The sequence below is a fragment of the Tenacibaculum piscium genome (assembly GCF_021390715.1).
GTDB classification, from domain to species: Bacteria; Bacteroidota; Bacteroidia; order Flavobacteriales; family Flavobacteriaceae; genus Polaribacter; species Polaribacter piscius.
The window spans coordinates 121,836-138,171 of sequence record NZ_JAJGWT010000002.1; the positions used below are offsets into that span (position 1 = coordinate 121,836).

Annotated in this window: 14 protein-coding genes; 6 read left to right on the top strand and 8 right to left on the bottom strand. The window is 31.2% G+C overall.

The window, feature by feature from the left end; all coding sequences use genetic code 11:
• Positions 1–5 precede the first annotated feature (5 nt).
• Complete coding sequence (corA, locus tag L0U77_RS02720) at positions 6–1,070, top strand: magnesium/cobalt transporter CorA (protein WP_233883273.1); 1,065 nt, start codon at positions 6–8, stop codon at positions 1,068–1,070.
• Positions 1,071–1,453: 383 nt separating this feature from the next.
• Here the strand turns inward: corA and L0U77_RS02725 are convergent, their stop codons facing one another.
• From L0U77_RS02725 to trxA, 6 genes are all read right to left on the bottom strand, one after another.
• Positions 1,454–2,200 carry a succinate dehydrogenase/fumarate reductase iron-sulfur subunit gene (locus tag L0U77_RS02725; RefSeq protein WP_233899996.1) on the bottom strand — a complete coding sequence of 249 codons (747 nt, stop codon included), beginning with the start codon at positions 2,198–2,200 and terminating at the stop codon, positions 1,454–1,456.
• Positions 2,201–2,209: 9 nt separating this feature from the next.
• A complete protein-coding gene (locus L0U77_RS02730; RefSeq protein WP_233899995.1) occupies positions 2,210–4,222 on the bottom strand; it encodes a fumarate reductase/succinate dehydrogenase flavoprotein subunit in 2,013 nt (670 codons plus the stop codon).
• A gap of 12 nt (positions 4,223–4,234) precedes the next feature.
• Positions 4,235–4,900: a succinate dehydrogenase cytochrome b subunit gene (locus tag L0U77_RS02735; protein ID WP_101918559.1), complete on the bottom strand. Its 666-nt coding sequence runs from the start codon at positions 4,898–4,900 to the stop codon at positions 4,235–4,237.
• Positions 4,901–5,520: 620 nt separating this feature from the next.
• Positions 5,521–7,920 carry a ribonucleoside-diphosphate reductase subunit alpha gene (locus L0U77_RS02740; protein ID WP_233900695.1) on the bottom strand — a complete coding sequence of 800 codons (2,400 nt, stop codon included), beginning with the start codon at positions 7,918–7,920 and terminating at the stop codon, positions 5,521–5,523.
• A 192-nt stretch (positions 7,921–8,112) separates the two neighbouring features.
• The gene (locus tag L0U77_RS02745) at positions 8,113–9,084 is read right to left on the bottom strand and encodes a ribonucleotide-diphosphate reductase subunit beta (protein WP_101918557.1); all 972 of its coding nucleotides are present in this window, start codon (positions 9,082–9,084) and stop codon (positions 8,113–8,115) included.
• A 324-nt stretch (positions 9,085–9,408) separates the two neighbouring features.
• On the bottom strand, positions 9,409–9,768 hold the full coding sequence (gene trxA / locus L0U77_RS02750) for a thioredoxin (protein WP_233900696.1): 360 nt from the start codon (positions 9,766–9,768) through the stop codon (positions 9,409–9,411).
• 208 nt (positions 9,769–9,976) lie between these two features.
• On the opposite strand from trxA, the gene L0U77_RS02755 reads away from it, so the two are divergent.
• Both L0U77_RS02755 and L0U77_RS02760 read left to right on the top strand, forming a co-directional pair.
• Positions 9,977–12,145, top strand: coding sequence for a prolyl oligopeptidase family serine peptidase (locus L0U77_RS02755; protein WP_233900697.1), 2,169 nt, complete (start codon positions 9,977–9,979; stop codon positions 12,143–12,145).
• A 236-nt stretch (positions 12,146–12,381) separates the two neighbouring features.
• A complete protein-coding gene (locus L0U77_RS02760; protein ID WP_233897623.1) occupies positions 12,382–13,320 on the top strand; it encodes an ABC transporter ATP-binding protein in 939 nt (312 codons plus the stop codon).
• 23 nt (positions 13,321–13,343) lie between these two features.
• Here L0U77_RS02760 and L0U77_RS02765 read toward each other — a convergent pair whose 3' ends face one another.
• Positions 13,344–13,802 carry a GreA/GreB family elongation factor gene (locus L0U77_RS02765; protein ID WP_233900698.1) on the bottom strand — a complete coding sequence of 153 codons (459 nt, stop codon included), beginning with the start codon at positions 13,800–13,802 and terminating at the stop codon, positions 13,344–13,346.
• Positions 13,803–13,916: 114 nt separating this feature from the next.
• Here L0U77_RS02765 and L0U77_RS02770 point away from each other — a divergent pair, with 114 nt between their 5' ends.
• Positions 13,917–14,369: a hypothetical protein gene (locus L0U77_RS02770; RefSeq protein WP_101918552.1), complete on the top strand. Its 453-nt coding sequence runs from the start codon at positions 13,917–13,919 to the stop codon at positions 14,367–14,369.
• A 3-nt stretch (positions 14,370–14,372) separates the two neighbouring features.
• Here L0U77_RS02770 and L0U77_RS02775 read toward each other — a convergent pair whose 3' ends face one another.
• Positions 14,373–14,843 carry a hypothetical protein gene (locus L0U77_RS02775; protein ID WP_233900699.1) on the bottom strand — a complete coding sequence of 157 codons (471 nt, stop codon included), beginning with the start codon at positions 14,841–14,843 and terminating at the stop codon, positions 14,373–14,375.
• Between the two features lie 396 nt (positions 14,844–15,239).
• On the opposite strand from L0U77_RS02775, the gene L0U77_RS02780 reads away from it, so the two are divergent.
• Both L0U77_RS02780 and rnpA read left to right on the top strand, forming a co-directional pair.
• The gene (locus L0U77_RS02780; protein WP_159459607.1) at positions 15,240–15,383 is read left to right on the top strand and encodes a hypothetical protein; all 144 of its coding nucleotides are present in this window, start codon (positions 15,240–15,242) and stop codon (positions 15,381–15,383) included.
• Positions 15,384–15,917: 534 nt separating this feature from the next.
• On the top strand, positions 15,918–16,328 hold the full coding sequence (rnpA, locus tag L0U77_RS02785; protein WP_101918550.1) for a ribonuclease P protein component: 411 nt from the start codon (positions 15,918–15,920) through the stop codon (positions 16,326–16,328).
• Positions 16,329–16,336: the final 8 nt, after the last annotated feature.

The window sequence follows — 16,336 nt, forward strand, 5'->3', positions numbered from 1 at the left end:
AAAGAATGGCACGAATTATCAAAAAAAAGAAACAAGATATTGGGCTATCTCCTGATGAATTAATTTTTAGAGGAGAACAAAAAACCGAAGAAATTTTATTCCGAGTTATTGATTTTGATGCACAAAATCTTACCGAAAATACCACTAAAAAAGTAAAAGACCTCAGCGAATTACAACACAGCGATAGCGTAACTTGGTTAAATTTAGATGGATTGCATAATATGGCAGTAATGCAAGAAATAAGTAGTGTTTTTAAATTTAGTCCGCTCGTGATGGCGGAGGTTTTAAATACAGACGCAAGACCTAGAGTTATCGAATATGAAAACTGTACTTTAATAAGTATTAAAATGTTAATGCTCAACGAAAAAAATGGAAAAACAACAGTAGAAAACCTAAGTTTAATACTCACTGAGAAACTTTTATTTTCATTCCAAGAGCAAAAAGGAGATGTCTTTGAACCTGTACGAGAACGCATCAGAAAACAAAAAAAGAGAATTCGAACAGCAGGAACGGATTATTTAACCTTCGCCCTATTGGATATTGTGGTTGATAATTATTTATACGTACTAGGTTTTTTAGGTGATAAAATTGAAACTTTAGAAGAAAATTTATTAATAAACCCAACGCAGAATATTATTACTGAAATAAATAATTACAAACGAGAACTCAATTTTTTACGAAAAAATATAAAACCAGCTAAAGAAATGATTTTTTCATTAGCAAAAACAGATACCGATTTTATCAAAGAAAATACCTATATCTACTTTAAAGAATTAGAAGATAATATTAGTCAAGCCAATGATGCAACCGATAATTATCGAGAAATATTGTCAGATCAATTAAACATATATCACACCACTATAAGTAGTAAATTAAACGATATAATGCGATTTTTAACCATTTTTTCGGTTATTTTTATTCCATTAACGTTTATCGCTGGTATTTACGGCACAAATTTCGAATACATTCCAGAACTATCTTACAAATACAGTTATTTTATAATGTGGGGAATAATGTTGGTTACTGCCATCGCAATGTTGTTGTTTTTCAAAAATAAAAAATGGTTTTAAGAACTCTTTAAATGTGATGTTTTTTAATTTAAAATCTACAAATCACTTAAAACCAACACTTAAAAAATAAGAAGAAATCAAGAAGTAAAATTGACCTATTTTAGATAACAAAAACAATATGTTTTGTTAACTTTTACTATACTTTTAACAGTAAATAGCACTGTATATTTGTAGTGTTATTATGTGTAGCATCCCCCCAACGCTAATCCCCCCACGATAAATAATAACACATATAAAGGAAGCCTAACGTAATTGTTGAGGTTTTTTTTTATGCTTAATTTTCAGTACTATTTTTTGTAGATTTTCTAAATTTATAAATCAAAAAAAACCTGAACAATTTTATTGCTCAGGTTTTTTTAATAAATTATATTTTGATACCGAGTTTATCCTTTTAAACTCGCTTTCATAAATTCGCTATTCATACGAGCGATGTTTTCTAATGAAATTCCTTTCGGACATTCCACCTCACAAGCTCCTGTATTAGTACAGTTACCAAAACCTTCTGCATCCATTTGAGCTACCATGTTTAATACACGATCGGTAGCTTCAATTTGTCCTTGTGGTAATAACGCATATTGCGATACTTTAGCTCCAACAAATAACATTGCAGAAGAATTCTTACAAGTTGCCACACACGCTCCACAACCAATACAAGTTGCTGCATCCATTGCGTCATCAGCATCTTTTTTAGGAATTGGAATTGAATTGGCATCTTGGGTATTTCCTGATGTATTTACAGAAATATATCCTCCTGCTTGTTGAATACGCTCGAAAGCCATTCTATCAACTACTAAATCTTTAATTACAGGAAATGCTGCTGCTCTAAATGGCTCGATTGTAATGGTATCGCCATCTTTAAACATACGCATATGTAACTGACAGGTAGTTACTCCTCTATCAGGACCATGAGCTTCACCGTTAATATACATTGAACACATTCCGCAAATTCCTTCACGACAATCATGGTCAAATGCGATAGGCTCATCACCTTTATTGATTATTTGCTCATTAAGTACATCCATCATTTCTAAGAAAGACATATGCTCAGAAATCTCGGTTACTTGGTAATCGACCATCTTTCCCTTATCACTTGCGTTTTTCTGACGCCAAACTTTAAGTGTTAAATTCATAATATCTTCTTATTTGTATGAACGTTGTTTTAATTCAATATCGTTAAACTCTAATTCTTCTTTGTGTAAAACTGCGTCTGCAGGTTCTCCTTTGTATTCCCAAGCAGCAACATAGGCGTACTCTTTATCATTACGTTTTGCTTCTCCTTTTTGAGGACCATCAATTTCTGCTGATTCTTCTCTAAAGTGACCTCCACATGATTCTTTTCTATCTAAAGCATCTTTGGCAAATAATTCCCCTAATTCAAGGAAATCAGCCACACGACCAGCTTTCTCTAATTCAGGATTCATTTCGTTTGCATCACCAGGAACTGTTACGTTTTTCCAGAAATCTTCACGCAATGCTTTAATTTCAACCATTGCTGATTTTAAATCTTTTTCATTACGAGCCATTCCACATTTTTCCCACATTATTTTTCCTAACTTCTTGTGGTAATAATCTACAGAATGTGTTCCTTTATTGTTGATAAAAAAGTTTACACGCTCGGTAACTTCTTTTTCAGCAGCTACAAATTCTGGTGTTTCTGTTGAAATTTTTCCTGTACGAATATCTTTAGATAAATAATCTCCAATAGTATACGGTAATACGAAATAACCATCTGCTAAACCTTGCATTAATGCAGAAGCTCCTAAACGGTTTGCTCCGTGATCAGAGAAATTTGCTTCTCCAATACAGTACAATCCATCAACGGTAGTCATTAAGTTATAATCAACCCAAACACCACCCATTGTATAGTGTGTTGCAGGATAAATCATCATTGGTGTTTTGTATGGATTTTCATCTACAATTTTCTCATACATTTGGAATAAGTTCCCATATTTCGCTTCTATTACAGCCTGTCCTAATTCATAGACTTTAGCTTCAGAAGGATTTGTAATATGATGTAATTTTGCTTGTTCTTTACCGTAACGAGCAATTGCCGATTTAAAATCTAAATACACTGCTTCACCAGTTGCATTTACTCCGTAACCAGCATCACAACGCTCTTTTGCTGCTCTTGAAGCAACATCACGAGGTACTAAGTTACCAAAGGCAGGATATCTTCTTTCTAAATAATAATCTCTTTCTTCTTCTGATAATTGAGTTGGTTTTTTACGACCTTCACGAATTGCCAGTACATCTTCCATGTTTTTAGGAACCCAAATACGACCGTCATTACGTAATGATTCTGACATCAACGTTAATTTCGATTGATAATCACCTGAACGAGGAATACACGTTGGGTGAATTTGCGTATAACAAGGATTTGCAAAAAATGCACCTTTTTTATGGATTTTCCAAGCTGCCGTTGCATTTGAACCCATCGCATTTGTTGATAAGAAATATACATTTCCGTATCCACCAGTAGCAACAACTACCGCGTGTGCTGAATGACGTTCAATTTCACCTGTAATTAAATTACGAGCGATAATTCCACGCGCTTTTCCATCAACTTTAACAACGTCTAACATTTCATGACGATTGAACATTTCAATCTTTCCACGAGCAATTTGACGGTTCATAGCCGAATATGCACCTAATAATAATTGTTGTCCTGTTTGTCCTTTAGCATAAAAAGTTCTAGAAACTAAAACTCCACCAAACGAACGGTTGTCTAACAAACCACCATAATCACGAGCAAAAGGAACTCCTTGTGCCACACACTGGTCAATAATATTTGCAGAAACTTCAGCCAAACGATATACGTTTGCTTCACGTGAACGGTAATCTCCCCCTTTTACGGTATCATAAAATAAACGGTAAAAAGAATCACCATCACCTTGATAATTTTTTGCGGCATTAATTCCACCTTGTGCTGCAATTGAATGCGCTCTACGTGGAGAATCTTGATACGCAAATGCTTTTACGTTATAACCTAATTCAGCTAAGGTAGCTGAAGCAGATCCACCAGCTAATCCTGTACCAACAACAATAATATCAATATTACGTTTGTTTGCAGGATTTACTAAATCAATCTTATTTTTATAATCTGTCCATTTATCTTTAATTGGACCCTTTGGAATTTTTGAATCTAAAGCCATACTAGTTTCGTATTAATGATTGAAATGATGAAATAATGCAATAATGATAAATCCTACAGGAATACCAATTGCATACACTTTACAAAATGTTTTCAATCCTTTAGTGTATTTGTTATTAGCTCCAACCGATTGGAATGCTGAAGTAAAACCATGTAATAAGTGTAACGCTAAGAAAACAAAAGCTACGATATATGCCACAACTCTAAGTGGATTTACGAATTTTTCTTGCAATTCATGAAAATAGCGGGTTGGATCTTCTGGCAACATAGCAATATACTTATGATTGATTTCTGGAAACCAAAAATCAATAAAGTGTAATACTACGAATGCTAAAATTGCCGCACCAGACCAAATCATATTTCTACTCATCCAAGTAGAATTTGCTGCTCCGTTATCTTTCGCATAACTTACATTAGTTGCACTGTTGTTTTTTACTTCTAAGACGAATCCCATTACAAAATGAAAAACGACACCAAAAATTAAGACAGGTTGCATCACGTATTGAATTAACGGGTTAGTTCCCATAAAATGAGATAACTTGTTAAAGGTTGCTCCCTTGTCAGGAAAAATTGAGGTGATGTTTATTACAAAGTGTTGCAATAAGAAGAACATCAAGAAGAAAGCCGAAAGTGCCATGGCAAATTTTCTTCCAATAGAAGATTTTAATAATCCCATTATTTTGTTTGTTTATTTAAATAATATTCTAACAAATTTAAGGGGTATTCACATCTTTTACAAGCTTTAACAATTCTTTTATTTAACATTTAGAATTGGTTTAAATAACGCTTACTTTTTTATAATTTTAGATGATATTTCACCTATTATTTACACGATAAAACATCAAAAAAACAAGCGAAAATCAACTAAAAACAAATTGAAAAATACGTAAAAAAGAACTAAAAATAAAGTAATTAGCAATTATTTATCCGCCGTAACATCTATTAATAAATAGCTATTTAGACTGTTCTTTATAAACTATATTTTGATGTTGTTTTTGTAACTGAAATTTAAAATAAAATCGCCAAAATTTTAACAAATTACTGTTTTAAACCAAAAATAAGTAATCAAGAATTTAAATTACGTAAAAAAAACGACTTTTGAAAAACGAATAAAAACACTCAAAAAAGACTTAAAAAATGTTTTTTTTGGTGTAAATACGTCATAAAATATTTTTTTGAAAACTCTTAAATTTTCTTTAAATTTTATCTGAAAAACTTTTTAAAAAATAATCAAAATAAAAAAGAGAAGCCTTTCGACTTCTCTTTAATTATAATTTTTATTTTTAATTTCTCTTAATTCTAAGAACCACACATTAGGCAATCATCTTCTTCTACCGTATTTTTTGAGGCGTCTACCATTGCTTTAAATTCCTGAGGACTCATTGCTTTATCTTCGGTGATAACATCTACAGTTTTATCAATATTTAAGGTAAATTGCTTTGCATTTACTGCCGATTTAGTACGTAAATAATACATTCCTGTTTTTAATCCAGCTCTCCAACCGTAGAAATGCATAGAAGTTAACTTGGCATAATCAGGATCTTTCATAAATAAATTTAACGATTGAGATTGATCGATAAAATAGCCTCTATCACGTGCCATATCAATGATATCTTTCATACTCATTTCCCAAACCGTTCGATATAAATCTTTTAAATCTTGTGGAATAGTCGCAATATGTTGGATAGATCCGTTTGCACGCATAATATCTTCTTTCATTGAATTATCCCATAAATTTAGAGCTACTAAATCTTCTAATAAATGTTTGTTTACCACAATAAATTCACCAGATAATACTCTACGCGTATAAATATTAGACGTATATGGTTCAAAAGCTTCGTTATTTCCTAAAATCTGAGAAGTAGATGCTGTTGGCATTGGTGCTACTAATAACGAATTACGAACACCATGTTTCATTACATCTTTACGCAAATTACTCCAATTCCAACGTCCACTTAAGTCTTCTTCTTTAATTCCCCACATATTGTGCTGAAATTCTCCTCTAGACATTGGTGACCCTTTAAAGGTTGAATATGGTTCTTTAGCTTTTGCAATTTCCATTGATGAAGTTACCGCTGCAAAATACAAGGTTTCAAAAATTTCTTGATTTAACTTTTTAGCTTCATCCGAAGTAAAAGGCATGCGTAACATAATAAACGCATCGGCAAGTCCTTGAATCCCTAAACCTACTGGACGGTGTCTCGTATTTGAGTTTTCGGCTTCAACAACAGGATAATAATTTTGATCAATTACTGTATCGAGGTTTCTGATAACCTTTTTGGTTACTTTATATAATTTCTTATGATCGAAAAACGTAACACCATTTTTATCTTCTCCAACAAACATTGGTATTGCGATAGATGCTAAATTACATACCGCTACTTCATCTTTAGCAGTATATTCCATAATTTCGGTACATAAATTTGAAGAACGGATAGTTCCTAAATTCTTTTGATTCGATTTACGGTTTGCAGCATCTTTGTATAACATGTACGGCGTACCTGTTTCAATTTGCGATTCTAATATTTTCTCCCATAATTCACGTGCTTTGATGGTTTTTCTACCTTTCCCAGCCGCTTCATATCCTGTATATAAACGCTCAAACTCTTCCCCATAAGTATCAAATAAATTAGGGCATTCTTGCGGACACATTAATGTCCAATCAGCATCTTGCTGTACACGTTCCATAAATAAATCAGAAATCCACATGGCATAAAATAAATCACGTGCTCTCATTTCTTCTTTCCCGTGATTTTTCTTTAAATCTAGAAATTCAAAAATATCGGCATGCCAAGGCTCTAAATACATCGCGAAAGAACCTTTACGCTTTCCGCCTCCTTGATCTACATAACGAGCGGTATCATTAAACACCTTTAACATCGGAACAATTCCGTTTGAAGTTCCGTTTGTTCCTGCAATATAACTTCCCGTAGCACGGATATTGTGTAACGATAAACCAATCCCTCCTGCCGATTGTGATATTTTTGCAGTTTGTTTTAACGTATCATAAATTCCTTCGATACTATCATCTTGCATCTGCAATAAAAAACAAGACGACATTTGTGGTTTTGGCGTACCTGCATTAAATAACGTTGGTGTTGCATGGGTAAAATATTTTTTACTCATCAACTCGTAGGTTGCGATTGCTTCGTTAATATCTTCTTTATGAATACCGATTGAAACACGCATCAACATATGTTGCGGACGCTCTACAATAATGCCATTTAATTTTAATAAATACGAGCGTTCAAGTGTTTTAAATCCGAAGTAATCATAATTAAAATCACGTCTATAAACAATCGCAGTATCTAATTTATCAGCATTTTTCATGATGATTTCATAAACATCATCCGCTAATAAAGGTGATTTTTTTTGAGTACGAGGATTCTCATATTCATATAAATCAATCATCGTTTCAGAGAACGATGGTTTGGTGTTTTTATGTAAGTTTGATACGGCAATTCTTGCTGCTAATTTAGCATAATCAGGATGTGCAGTGGTCATTGTTGCAGCAACCTCAGCGGCTAAATTATCTAATTCTATAGTGGTTACGCCATCATATAAACCTTCAATAACACGCATCGCTACTTTTACAGGATCTACGATAGGGTTTAATTCATAACACATTCTTTTAACCCTTGCTGTAATTTTATCGAACATTACAAGCTCCTTTTTCCCATCTCTCTTGGCTACATACATATTTTTTTTATAGTTTTAATTTGATTGATAACGCTACGATAACACTATATAAATCATGCACATATATAATAATATTGTGATCTAATATATAGCGCTATCGTAACGTATATCGTTTAATAAAATTTGTTTCTTTTTAAAGAAACTTGTGGTAAAAAATTACTACTTGTAGGGGATTAGCAGTAGTATTGTTCTCTAAAAATCAGCATCAAAACTGATATCTCCTGTACCTCCAGAAGAAACACCTGCTTTTTGGTATTCTGATACTCTTTTTTCAAAGAAATTTGTTTTTCCTTCTAAAGAAATCATTTCCATAAAATCAAATGGATTGGTTGCATTATATTCTTTATCGCAACCAAATTCTAACAATAATCTGTCGGTTACGTATTCTAAATACTGCGTCATTAATTTGGCATTCATTCCAATTAAACTTACAGGTAATGATTCTGTAATAAACTCTCTTTCAATAGTTAAGGCATCTAAAATAATTTCACGAATACGTTCTTTAGATACTTTATTAACAATGTGATGATTGTGCAAATGAACTGCAAAATCACAATGCATTCCTTCATCTCTGGAAATTAATTCATTAGAGAAAGCTAATCCTGGTAATAATCCTCGTTTTTTCAACCAAAAAATTGAACAAAACGATCCTGAAAAGAAAATACCTTCTACGGCTGCAAAAGCAATTAAACGTTCTGCAAACGAATCTGATTCGATCCATTTTAAAGCCCAATCTGCTTTCTTTTTTATGGCTGGAAAAACTTCAATTGCTTTAAATAATTGATCTTTTTCTGCTTCATTTTTCACATAACTATCAATTAATAATGAATAGGTTTCAGAGTGTACATTTTCCATCATTATTTGAAAACCGTAAAAGAATTTTGCTTCTGAATATTGTACTTCATTCACAAAATTTTCTGCTAAATTTTCATTTACAATTCCATCAGAAGCGGCAAAAAAAGCTAAAACGTGTTTAATAAAATAACGTTCGTCTTCCGATAATTTAGTTTCCCAATCGATAACATCTACGGATAAATCAATTTCTTCGGCAGTCCAAAAACAAGCTTGTTGTTTTTTATACCAGTCCCATAAATCATCATGTTGAATTGGAAAAATTACAAATCTATCTTTATTTTCTTGTAAAATTGGTTCGATGCTTGTCATTATATATGTGCTAATTGTGATAATTTGATTCGTTACTATATTCTCTAAAAAATCTTTAAATATTCTTTATAAAGAACTTTACAAAGGTCTTAAAAATTGCTAAAATCCGAAAGCTTTACTTATTCACAAATCCCTTGAAGTTTTCAACAAATTGAAAAAAAAGTAAAAAACAGGAGGTTTTCTACAAAAGAATAACATCCTTAAAAACAATCATTTAAAAACAAAAAAATAGCTTGAAGTGTGATACTCACGCAGTTCGCTATTTTACTTTTTTAAGCCAAAAAAAGTGATGTTAAAACATCACTTTTTAACTTAAAATAAACTTTATTTTTCAACTTTTAAAACATCTCTTATAATTTGTACTAACTGGGTCTTTGGCAATGCTCCGTTCGCCATTTGAGGCGCTTCACCAACAGGGCAAAACAACATTGAAGGAATACTTCGAATATCGAAAGCTGCAGCTAATTCTTGCTCAGCTTCCGTATCAATTTTATAGATATTAATTTTTCCTGCATACTCATTACTTAATTCTTCTAAAACGGGTGCTAATGCTTTACAAGGACCACACCAATCAGCATAAAAATCAATTAATGCAGGTTTATCGCCTTCAAATTTCCATTCTTTATTCTCTTCAAAATTAAATACTTTTTTTAAAAAAGTTTCTTTTGTTAAATTTTCTGTCATGCTATATCGTACTAATTTTTTATTCTTTTTTTACTGATTTTTCACTCATTTTTAATGTTGAAAATTTTCAATTATAAAGATAGTCGTTTTTTTTGTTTAAAATTACAGCTGTATTAACTTAGTATCAGTTTGTGTTAAAGTCATCTTAAAAAATAGGCTACTATTTCTTTTTTCTACTAACTTTGAAACAATTAACCAACCTTATACTATGAAAAAAATACTTTTTTCTATTTTTTGTATCAGTACTATTTTGATGTCTTGCAAAAAAGAAAAGCATTCTGAAAAAGATATTCAAAAAAACACTCAAAAAAACACAATGTTAAACTATCCTAAAACCGCTAAAAAACCAATTGTAGATGATTATTTTGGAACAAAAGTAACCGATAATTATCGTTGGTTAGAAGACGATAAAAGCACCGAAACCGAAAATTGGGTAAAAGCCGAAAATAAGGTTACTTTTACTTATTTAAGTAAAATTCCGTATCGTGAGCAACTAAAAAATAGGTTATCAGAATTATGGAATTACGAAAAATTAGGAACGCCTTTTAAAGAAGGTGATTATACCTATTTTTATAAAAATGACGGCTTACAAAATCAAGCTGTTTTATATAGAAAAGATTCCGAAGGAAAAGAAGAAATATTCTTAAATCCAAATACTTTTTCTGAAGATGGAACAACCTCATTAGGTTCGGTAAGTTTTACCAAAGATGGAAGCATCGTAGCGTATTCAATTTCTGAAGGAGGAAGCGATTGGCGAAAAATTATTGTTTTAAACACCGAAACTAAAGAAGTAATTGGTGATACTTTAATTGATGTAAAATTCTCTGGAATTGCTTGGAAAGGCAACGAAGGTTTTTATTATTCTAGCTACGATAAACCTGAAGGAAGCGAATTATCAGCAAAAACAGACCAGCATAAATTATATTATCATACTTTAAATACGCCACAAAAAACCGACAAAGTTATTTTTGGTGCAACATCCGAAGAAAAAAATAGGTATGTTGGCGGTTCTTTAACTGAGGATAACAAATATTTACTTATTTCTGCGGCAACCTCAACATCAGGAAATAAATTATTTTTAAAAGATTTAACAACTCCAAATAGTAAGTTAGTTACCATTACCGATACTTACGATAACGATACGTATGTAATTGACAGCCGTGGCGACAAATTATATTTAGTTACCAACTTAAATGCACCAAATAAAAAAATAGTAACGGTGGATGCTAAAAATCCGACACCAGAAAATTGGGCAGATTTTATTGCAGAAACTGAAAACGTATTATCCCCATCAACAGGTGCAGGTTATTTTTTTACAGAATATATGGTTGATGCCGTTTCTAAAGTTTTACAATACGACTTTGATGGAAAATTAATCCGTGAAGTAACACTTCCAGGTGTTGGTTCTGTTGGTGGTTTTGGCGGAAAAACAAAAGCTAAAGAAATCTATTTTTCATTTACAAACTACAATACACCAAGCTCATCATATAAATTTAATCCTGAAGATGGAACGTATGTTTTATCTTGGAAACCTGAAATTTCTTTCAATTCGGATGCTTACGAAAGTAAACAAGTATTTTATACATCAAAAGATGGAACAAAAGTTCCGATGATAATTACCTATAAAAAAGGCTTAGAATTAAACGGGAAAAATCCAACTATTTTATACGGTTACGGCGGATTTAATGTCAGTTTAACACCTGCTTTTAGCATTGCAAATGCCGTTTGGATGGAACAAGGCGGAGTATATGCAGTTCCTAATTTACGTGGTGGTGGTGAATATGGTAAAAAATGGCACGATGCAGGAACGAAATTAAAAAAACAAAATGTGTTTGACGATTTTATCGCTGCAGCAGAATATTTAATCAAAGAAAAATATACTTCTTCGGATTATTTAGCAATCCGTGGAGGTTCAAACGGTGGATTATTAGTTGGTGCAACAATGACACAGCGCCCCGATTTAATGAAAGTCGCTTTGCCTGCCGTTGGAGTTTTAGATATGTTACGTTATCACACGTTTACTGCGGGTGCAGGTTGGGCGTATGATTATGGAACATCAGCCGATAACAAAAAAATGTTCGATTATTTAAACGGATATTCTCCTGTACATAATGTTCAAAAAGTGGGGTATCCTGCAACAATGGTAACGACTGGCGATCATGATGATCGTGTCGTTCCTGCCCACAGTTTTAAGTTTGCGGCTGAACTACAAGACAAGCAACAAGGCGAAAATCCTGTATTAATTCGTATTGAAACAAATGCGGGTCATGGCGCTGGAACTCCCGTTGCCAAAACTATCGAACAATATGCCGATATTTTCGGATTTACCTTATATAACATGGGTTTTAAAGAATTGCCAAATCAAGATAAAAAGTAAAATATCAATAAAATTCATAAAAAACCGATGCAAAAGTATCGGTTTTTTGTGTTTATAATTTAGGCGTTATCACAAGGCTCGCGCTTTGCGCACTCGCTTTTTTTATTTTTTCAAAAGAAAAATAAAACAGCCCTCAAACAATTGCTACAATCGCTAACGCGTGCATTTTAACTTAAAACAAAAAGATAAACACAACAGTAACACTATTTTAAAATAGAAATTATATTTTTGCAACTATGCTACAAGTAAACAACATTACATTCGAATATTCCGAAGAAAAAATAATCCTAAAAAACATCAATTTCACCCTTCAAAAAGGAGAACATTTATGTATAATGGGCGCAAGTGGTTGTGGAAAATCAACTTTATTAAAAGCCCTTTACGGATTATTAGATTTAAAAAGTGGAACTATTTTTTATAATGATTTTCAAATTCTAGGACCTGAATATTATTTAGTTCCTGGCGTCGATTTTTTTAAATACGTAGCCCAAGACTTCGATTTAATGCCCTTTACTTCCGTTAGTGAAAATATTAAAAAATTCTTATCTCGTTTTCATCCCGAGGAAGCTCAAAAAAGAACCAACGAGTTATTGAACATTATTGAAATGACCGATTTCGCCAATACAAAAGTAGAAAACCTAAGCGGTGGACAAAAACAACGCGTAGCAATTGCAAAGGCTTTGGCTAAAGAACCACAATTATTATTACTTGATGAACCTTTTAGTCAAATTGATAATTTCAAAAAAAATTCACTGCGTAGAAACTTATTTAATTATCTGAATAAAAAGAAAATTACTTGTATTACAGCCACGCATCAAGGAACAGATGCTTTGTCTTTTGCCGATCATGTTATTGTTCTTCAAAATGGGGAAATAATTGCCAACGATACGCCTCAACATTTGTATCAAAATCCAAAAATAAAATATGTTGCGTCTTTATTTGATACCGTTAACGAAATTGTTATCAATCAAAAAGAAGTAGAAAAAACTATTTTATTATATCCACATCAAATAGAAATTGTAGCAAATTCAGCACGTAAAGCTGTGGTAAAAGAAGTCTATTTTAAAGGTTCTCATTGGCTGATAAAAGTAATTTATAACAGTCGATTTGTCTTTTTAAAGCATCCTACAAAAATGGAAATTGATGAAATAGTTTCACTGAAGTTTAAAATTTAATTTTTTATTATAGTGAATTATTACTACAAAATTTCCACAATTTTTTGTTCCATAGTATCAAAAACAAAACTATCGCCTTGTTTTTTCCCTAATAAAATACGACCAATTGGCGAAGATACAGAAACGGCAAAATAAGGCTGATTATCAATGATTAATTGCCCTGAACTAATACTTAAATAAAACGAATTTTTGGTTGTTTTCACAAGACTTCCTAAGTGTGCGATTTTTGAATTTTCTTGCGAATTTTGAGTATTTATTTTAGAAAGTATTTCTTTCATTTTGATAATTCCGTGAAGTTGTTGCCCTGCTTTTTCCATTTCTAATTGTAGCATTGCTCTTCCTGTTTCGTGCTTGTCGCCTGCCGAACTTTTAGTTTCTGATTGCAAAGCTTTTTGATTCGATGAAATAATTTCTTCGACTGTTTTTAAACGATTTACTACAAAAATTACACATTGTTCATACAGTTTTTCTTTAATGCTCATATAAATATTTTGTATTGATTAAGTTTTAATCTTTTTAAGATATTATAAACCTTATCTTTTATAACTTGGTATATTAGTTGTAATATATAAAATTAAACCCTAAAAAGTACTACTATGAAATTAGTTGGAATCTTATTTTTAATACTTTTTTTAACACAATGTGCTAGTGTTACATCAAATGATACTTTGCCTTTTAGCATAAAAAAAGCATCTTATTCTCTTGTTAATGATTCACTTTATAATAGCAATCTGAATTTAATAATTGAATTTACATCGGATAAAACTGTTGATTTTGAAAAAGTATATTTCAAACATAAAATAATGAATCCTATTATTGAGCATACAATGGGTAAAAAATATATTAGTGCACATTCTAAAACAGCGATAAATAAAGCGATAAAAAATTTGGTATTAGATGTCAATCCTGAAAAAGAATACGGAAACAAAATTCTTATAAATAAAGAAAAATTTCCGTATCAATTAAAAGACAATCAAGCTATTATCGAATATAAAATAAAGAATAAAAATTATATTTATAAAATTGAAAATATCCATTTAAAAAAATAAATGCTAAGACATATCTAAATAGCTAATTTTTGTGATGCGATTACTTGTTTGATCAAATTCAATATTAATAAAATTATCACAATCCTCGCAAGGCGTATATATGATACTTTTTGCACCATTTCTTCCTGGGCTAAAAACGACAGTTCCTAATAATTTAATATCATCGCCTACGGTAATGCTACTATTTTTTAGGGTTAATTTATATTGATTGTTTTTTATTTCAAAAGATTCGATATAAATTGTATTTCCTTCAAGGGTTGAAAAATCAACAGTAAATCCATCAAAAACAAAATAAGTACTATTATTTTCAGCCGTTTTATAAGATGTTATCGTTCCTAATAAGGCTTTAACTGCGTCTTGTTTTCCTTGTGTTTTTTTGAGATCTGCTAATGAAATATTATTTATTTTAAAGGCATCTAATTCGGAAGCAGTAACAATATTACTCGTTTGACTTTTAGCAATAAAACTGCTCAATATAAATAGACTTATTATAAAATTTTGAATCATATTTTTGTAGATATTTTTTTAATGATTTTGAATTTGAAAAAAAGGATTTAAATTACGGATTTAAATTATTAGAAACGGTTTTATTTGGTTATTTTTTTTTTAAATTATTTAAACAGAAACATACAAAATCTATGCCGAATATTCGTTAATTTCTAGTGTGATAAATCTCTTTTCAGAGGCTATTTCAACAAAGAAATGGTGGATAAAAACGGTACTTATAGGTCGTGTATTTTTCTTAAAAACAAATACTTAGTCAATTTAGGGGTTAAAAAAACAAGGCATTAACGATAAATTTTCAAAACCTGATAAAAATCATATTTTAAACACAGAAGTAGTGCTATTTTTGTCGGAAAAGAATATAATATGATACAATTGGTTAATTTACCACTGGTTTCTTGGACAAACGGTACTATTATGATTGCAATTTTCGCACTTGTTTGTGTAGGATTAGTTGCGACTCTTTTAATTCTTATTGGTACAGGAAGTACTGGTAAAAAGAAGGAATAAATTTTATTTATAGTTTTTTATAGTTATTCTTTAAAAGGAAATACTTTTTATTTTATGCTGGGGGGCTTATTATTTAGGCTATTTCTTTTAAATTAAAGTTTAATCTAATATGTTTTTTTATAGTTATTCTTTATAAGAAATGTTCTAATATATTATGCTGGGGGGCTACTATTTGGGACATTTCTTTTTATTGATAAAGTTTAATTTAGTATGGTTTTTTTATAGTTAATTTTTAGAAGAAGTGCTCTATTTATATGTTAGTGGTTTAGCGTCTAGAGTGCTTCTTCTTTTTATTTTTCGAGTATTATATCTTCATTTTTTGTTTGATTTTCTAGTTAATTTTTTTTTATTTTTTTTGGAGCTATTTCCCGCTTTCCGCACTCGCTTTTTTTTGAAGAAAAATCAAAAAAAGAGCTCAAACAATTGCTTCAATCGGGGCTAGATTTTTTTATATTGTTTTGGCAATCTTGATAAGTTGGTTAATTTTTATAAAGATTGTGCAGTTTTGTGTATGTTTATGTATGTTTGTATCAGATGAAATTTACATTAGGCAAGCAAGAACGATTAAAGAGCAAAAAGCTACTAGGCAAGCTCTATGAAGAGGGAAAATCTATTAAAGTTTTTCCACTTCGCATGGTATATATACAAACGGAACATAGTTCGAAATTTCCTGTTCAGGTAGGAGTTTCTGTTGCGAAAAGGAATTTTAAGAGTGCGGTTGATAGAAATCGCCTGAAACGATTATTGCGTGAAACGTATCGAAAAGAAAAATATACGGTATATGATGCGGTACAAAAGCCTCATATTTTCATGATTTCTTATATTGCAAAAGATCATTGGTCTTATGCTGATTTAGCGCTTAAAATGAAGAAATTACTAACTCTTTTTGTTGCAGAAATCAATAAAGAAGAAAATGGAAAGATGAACGATACATCGAAAAAGTAAACCACTAA

Excerpts from the sequence above, each read along its gene's own strand:
- L0U77_RS02725 (WP_233899996.1), bottom strand. The coding sequence starts at position 2,200 with ATGAATTTAACACTTAAAGTTTGGCGTCAGAAAAACGCAAGTGATAAG.
- L0U77_RS02745 (WP_101918557.1), bottom strand. The coding sequence starts at position 9,084 with ATGACAAGCATCGAACCAATTTTACAAGAAAATAAAGATAGATTTGTA.
- L0U77_RS02770 (WP_101918552.1), top strand. The coding sequence starts at position 13,917 with ATGAAATTAGTTGGAATCTTATTTTTAATACTTTTTTTAACACAATGT.
- corA (WP_233883273.1), top strand. The coding sequence starts at position 6 with ATGGCACGAATTATCAAAAAAAAGAAACAAGATATTGGGCTATCTCCT.
- L0U77_RS02780 (WP_159459607.1), top strand. The coding sequence starts at position 15,240 with ATGATACAATTGGTTAATTTACCACTGGTTTCTTGGACAAACGGTACT.
- L0U77_RS02730 (WP_233899995.1), bottom strand. The coding sequence starts at position 4,222 with ATGGCTTTAGATTCAAAAATTCCAAAGGGTCCAATTAAAGATAAATGG.
- trxA (WP_233900696.1), bottom strand. The coding sequence starts at position 9,768 with ATGACAGAAAATTTAACAAAAGAAACTTTTTTAAAAAAAGTATTTAAT.
- rnpA (WP_101918550.1), top strand. The coding sequence starts at position 15,918 with ATGAAATTTACATTAGGCAAGCAAGAACGATTAAAGAGCAAAAAGCTA.
- L0U77_RS02755 (WP_233900697.1), top strand. The coding sequence starts at position 9,977 with ATGAAAAAAATACTTTTTTCTATTTTTTGTATCAGTACTATTTTGATG.
- L0U77_RS02760 (WP_233897623.1), top strand. The coding sequence starts at position 12,382 with ATGCTACAAGTAAACAACATTACATTCGAATATTCCGAAGAAAAAATA.
- L0U77_RS02740 (WP_233900695.1), bottom strand. The coding sequence starts at position 7,920 with ATGTATGTAGCCAAGAGAGATGGGAAAAAGGAGCTTGTAATGTTCGAT.
- L0U77_RS02765 (WP_233900698.1), bottom strand. The coding sequence starts at position 13,802 with ATGAGCATTAAAGAAAAACTGTATGAACAATGTGTAATTTTTGTAGTA.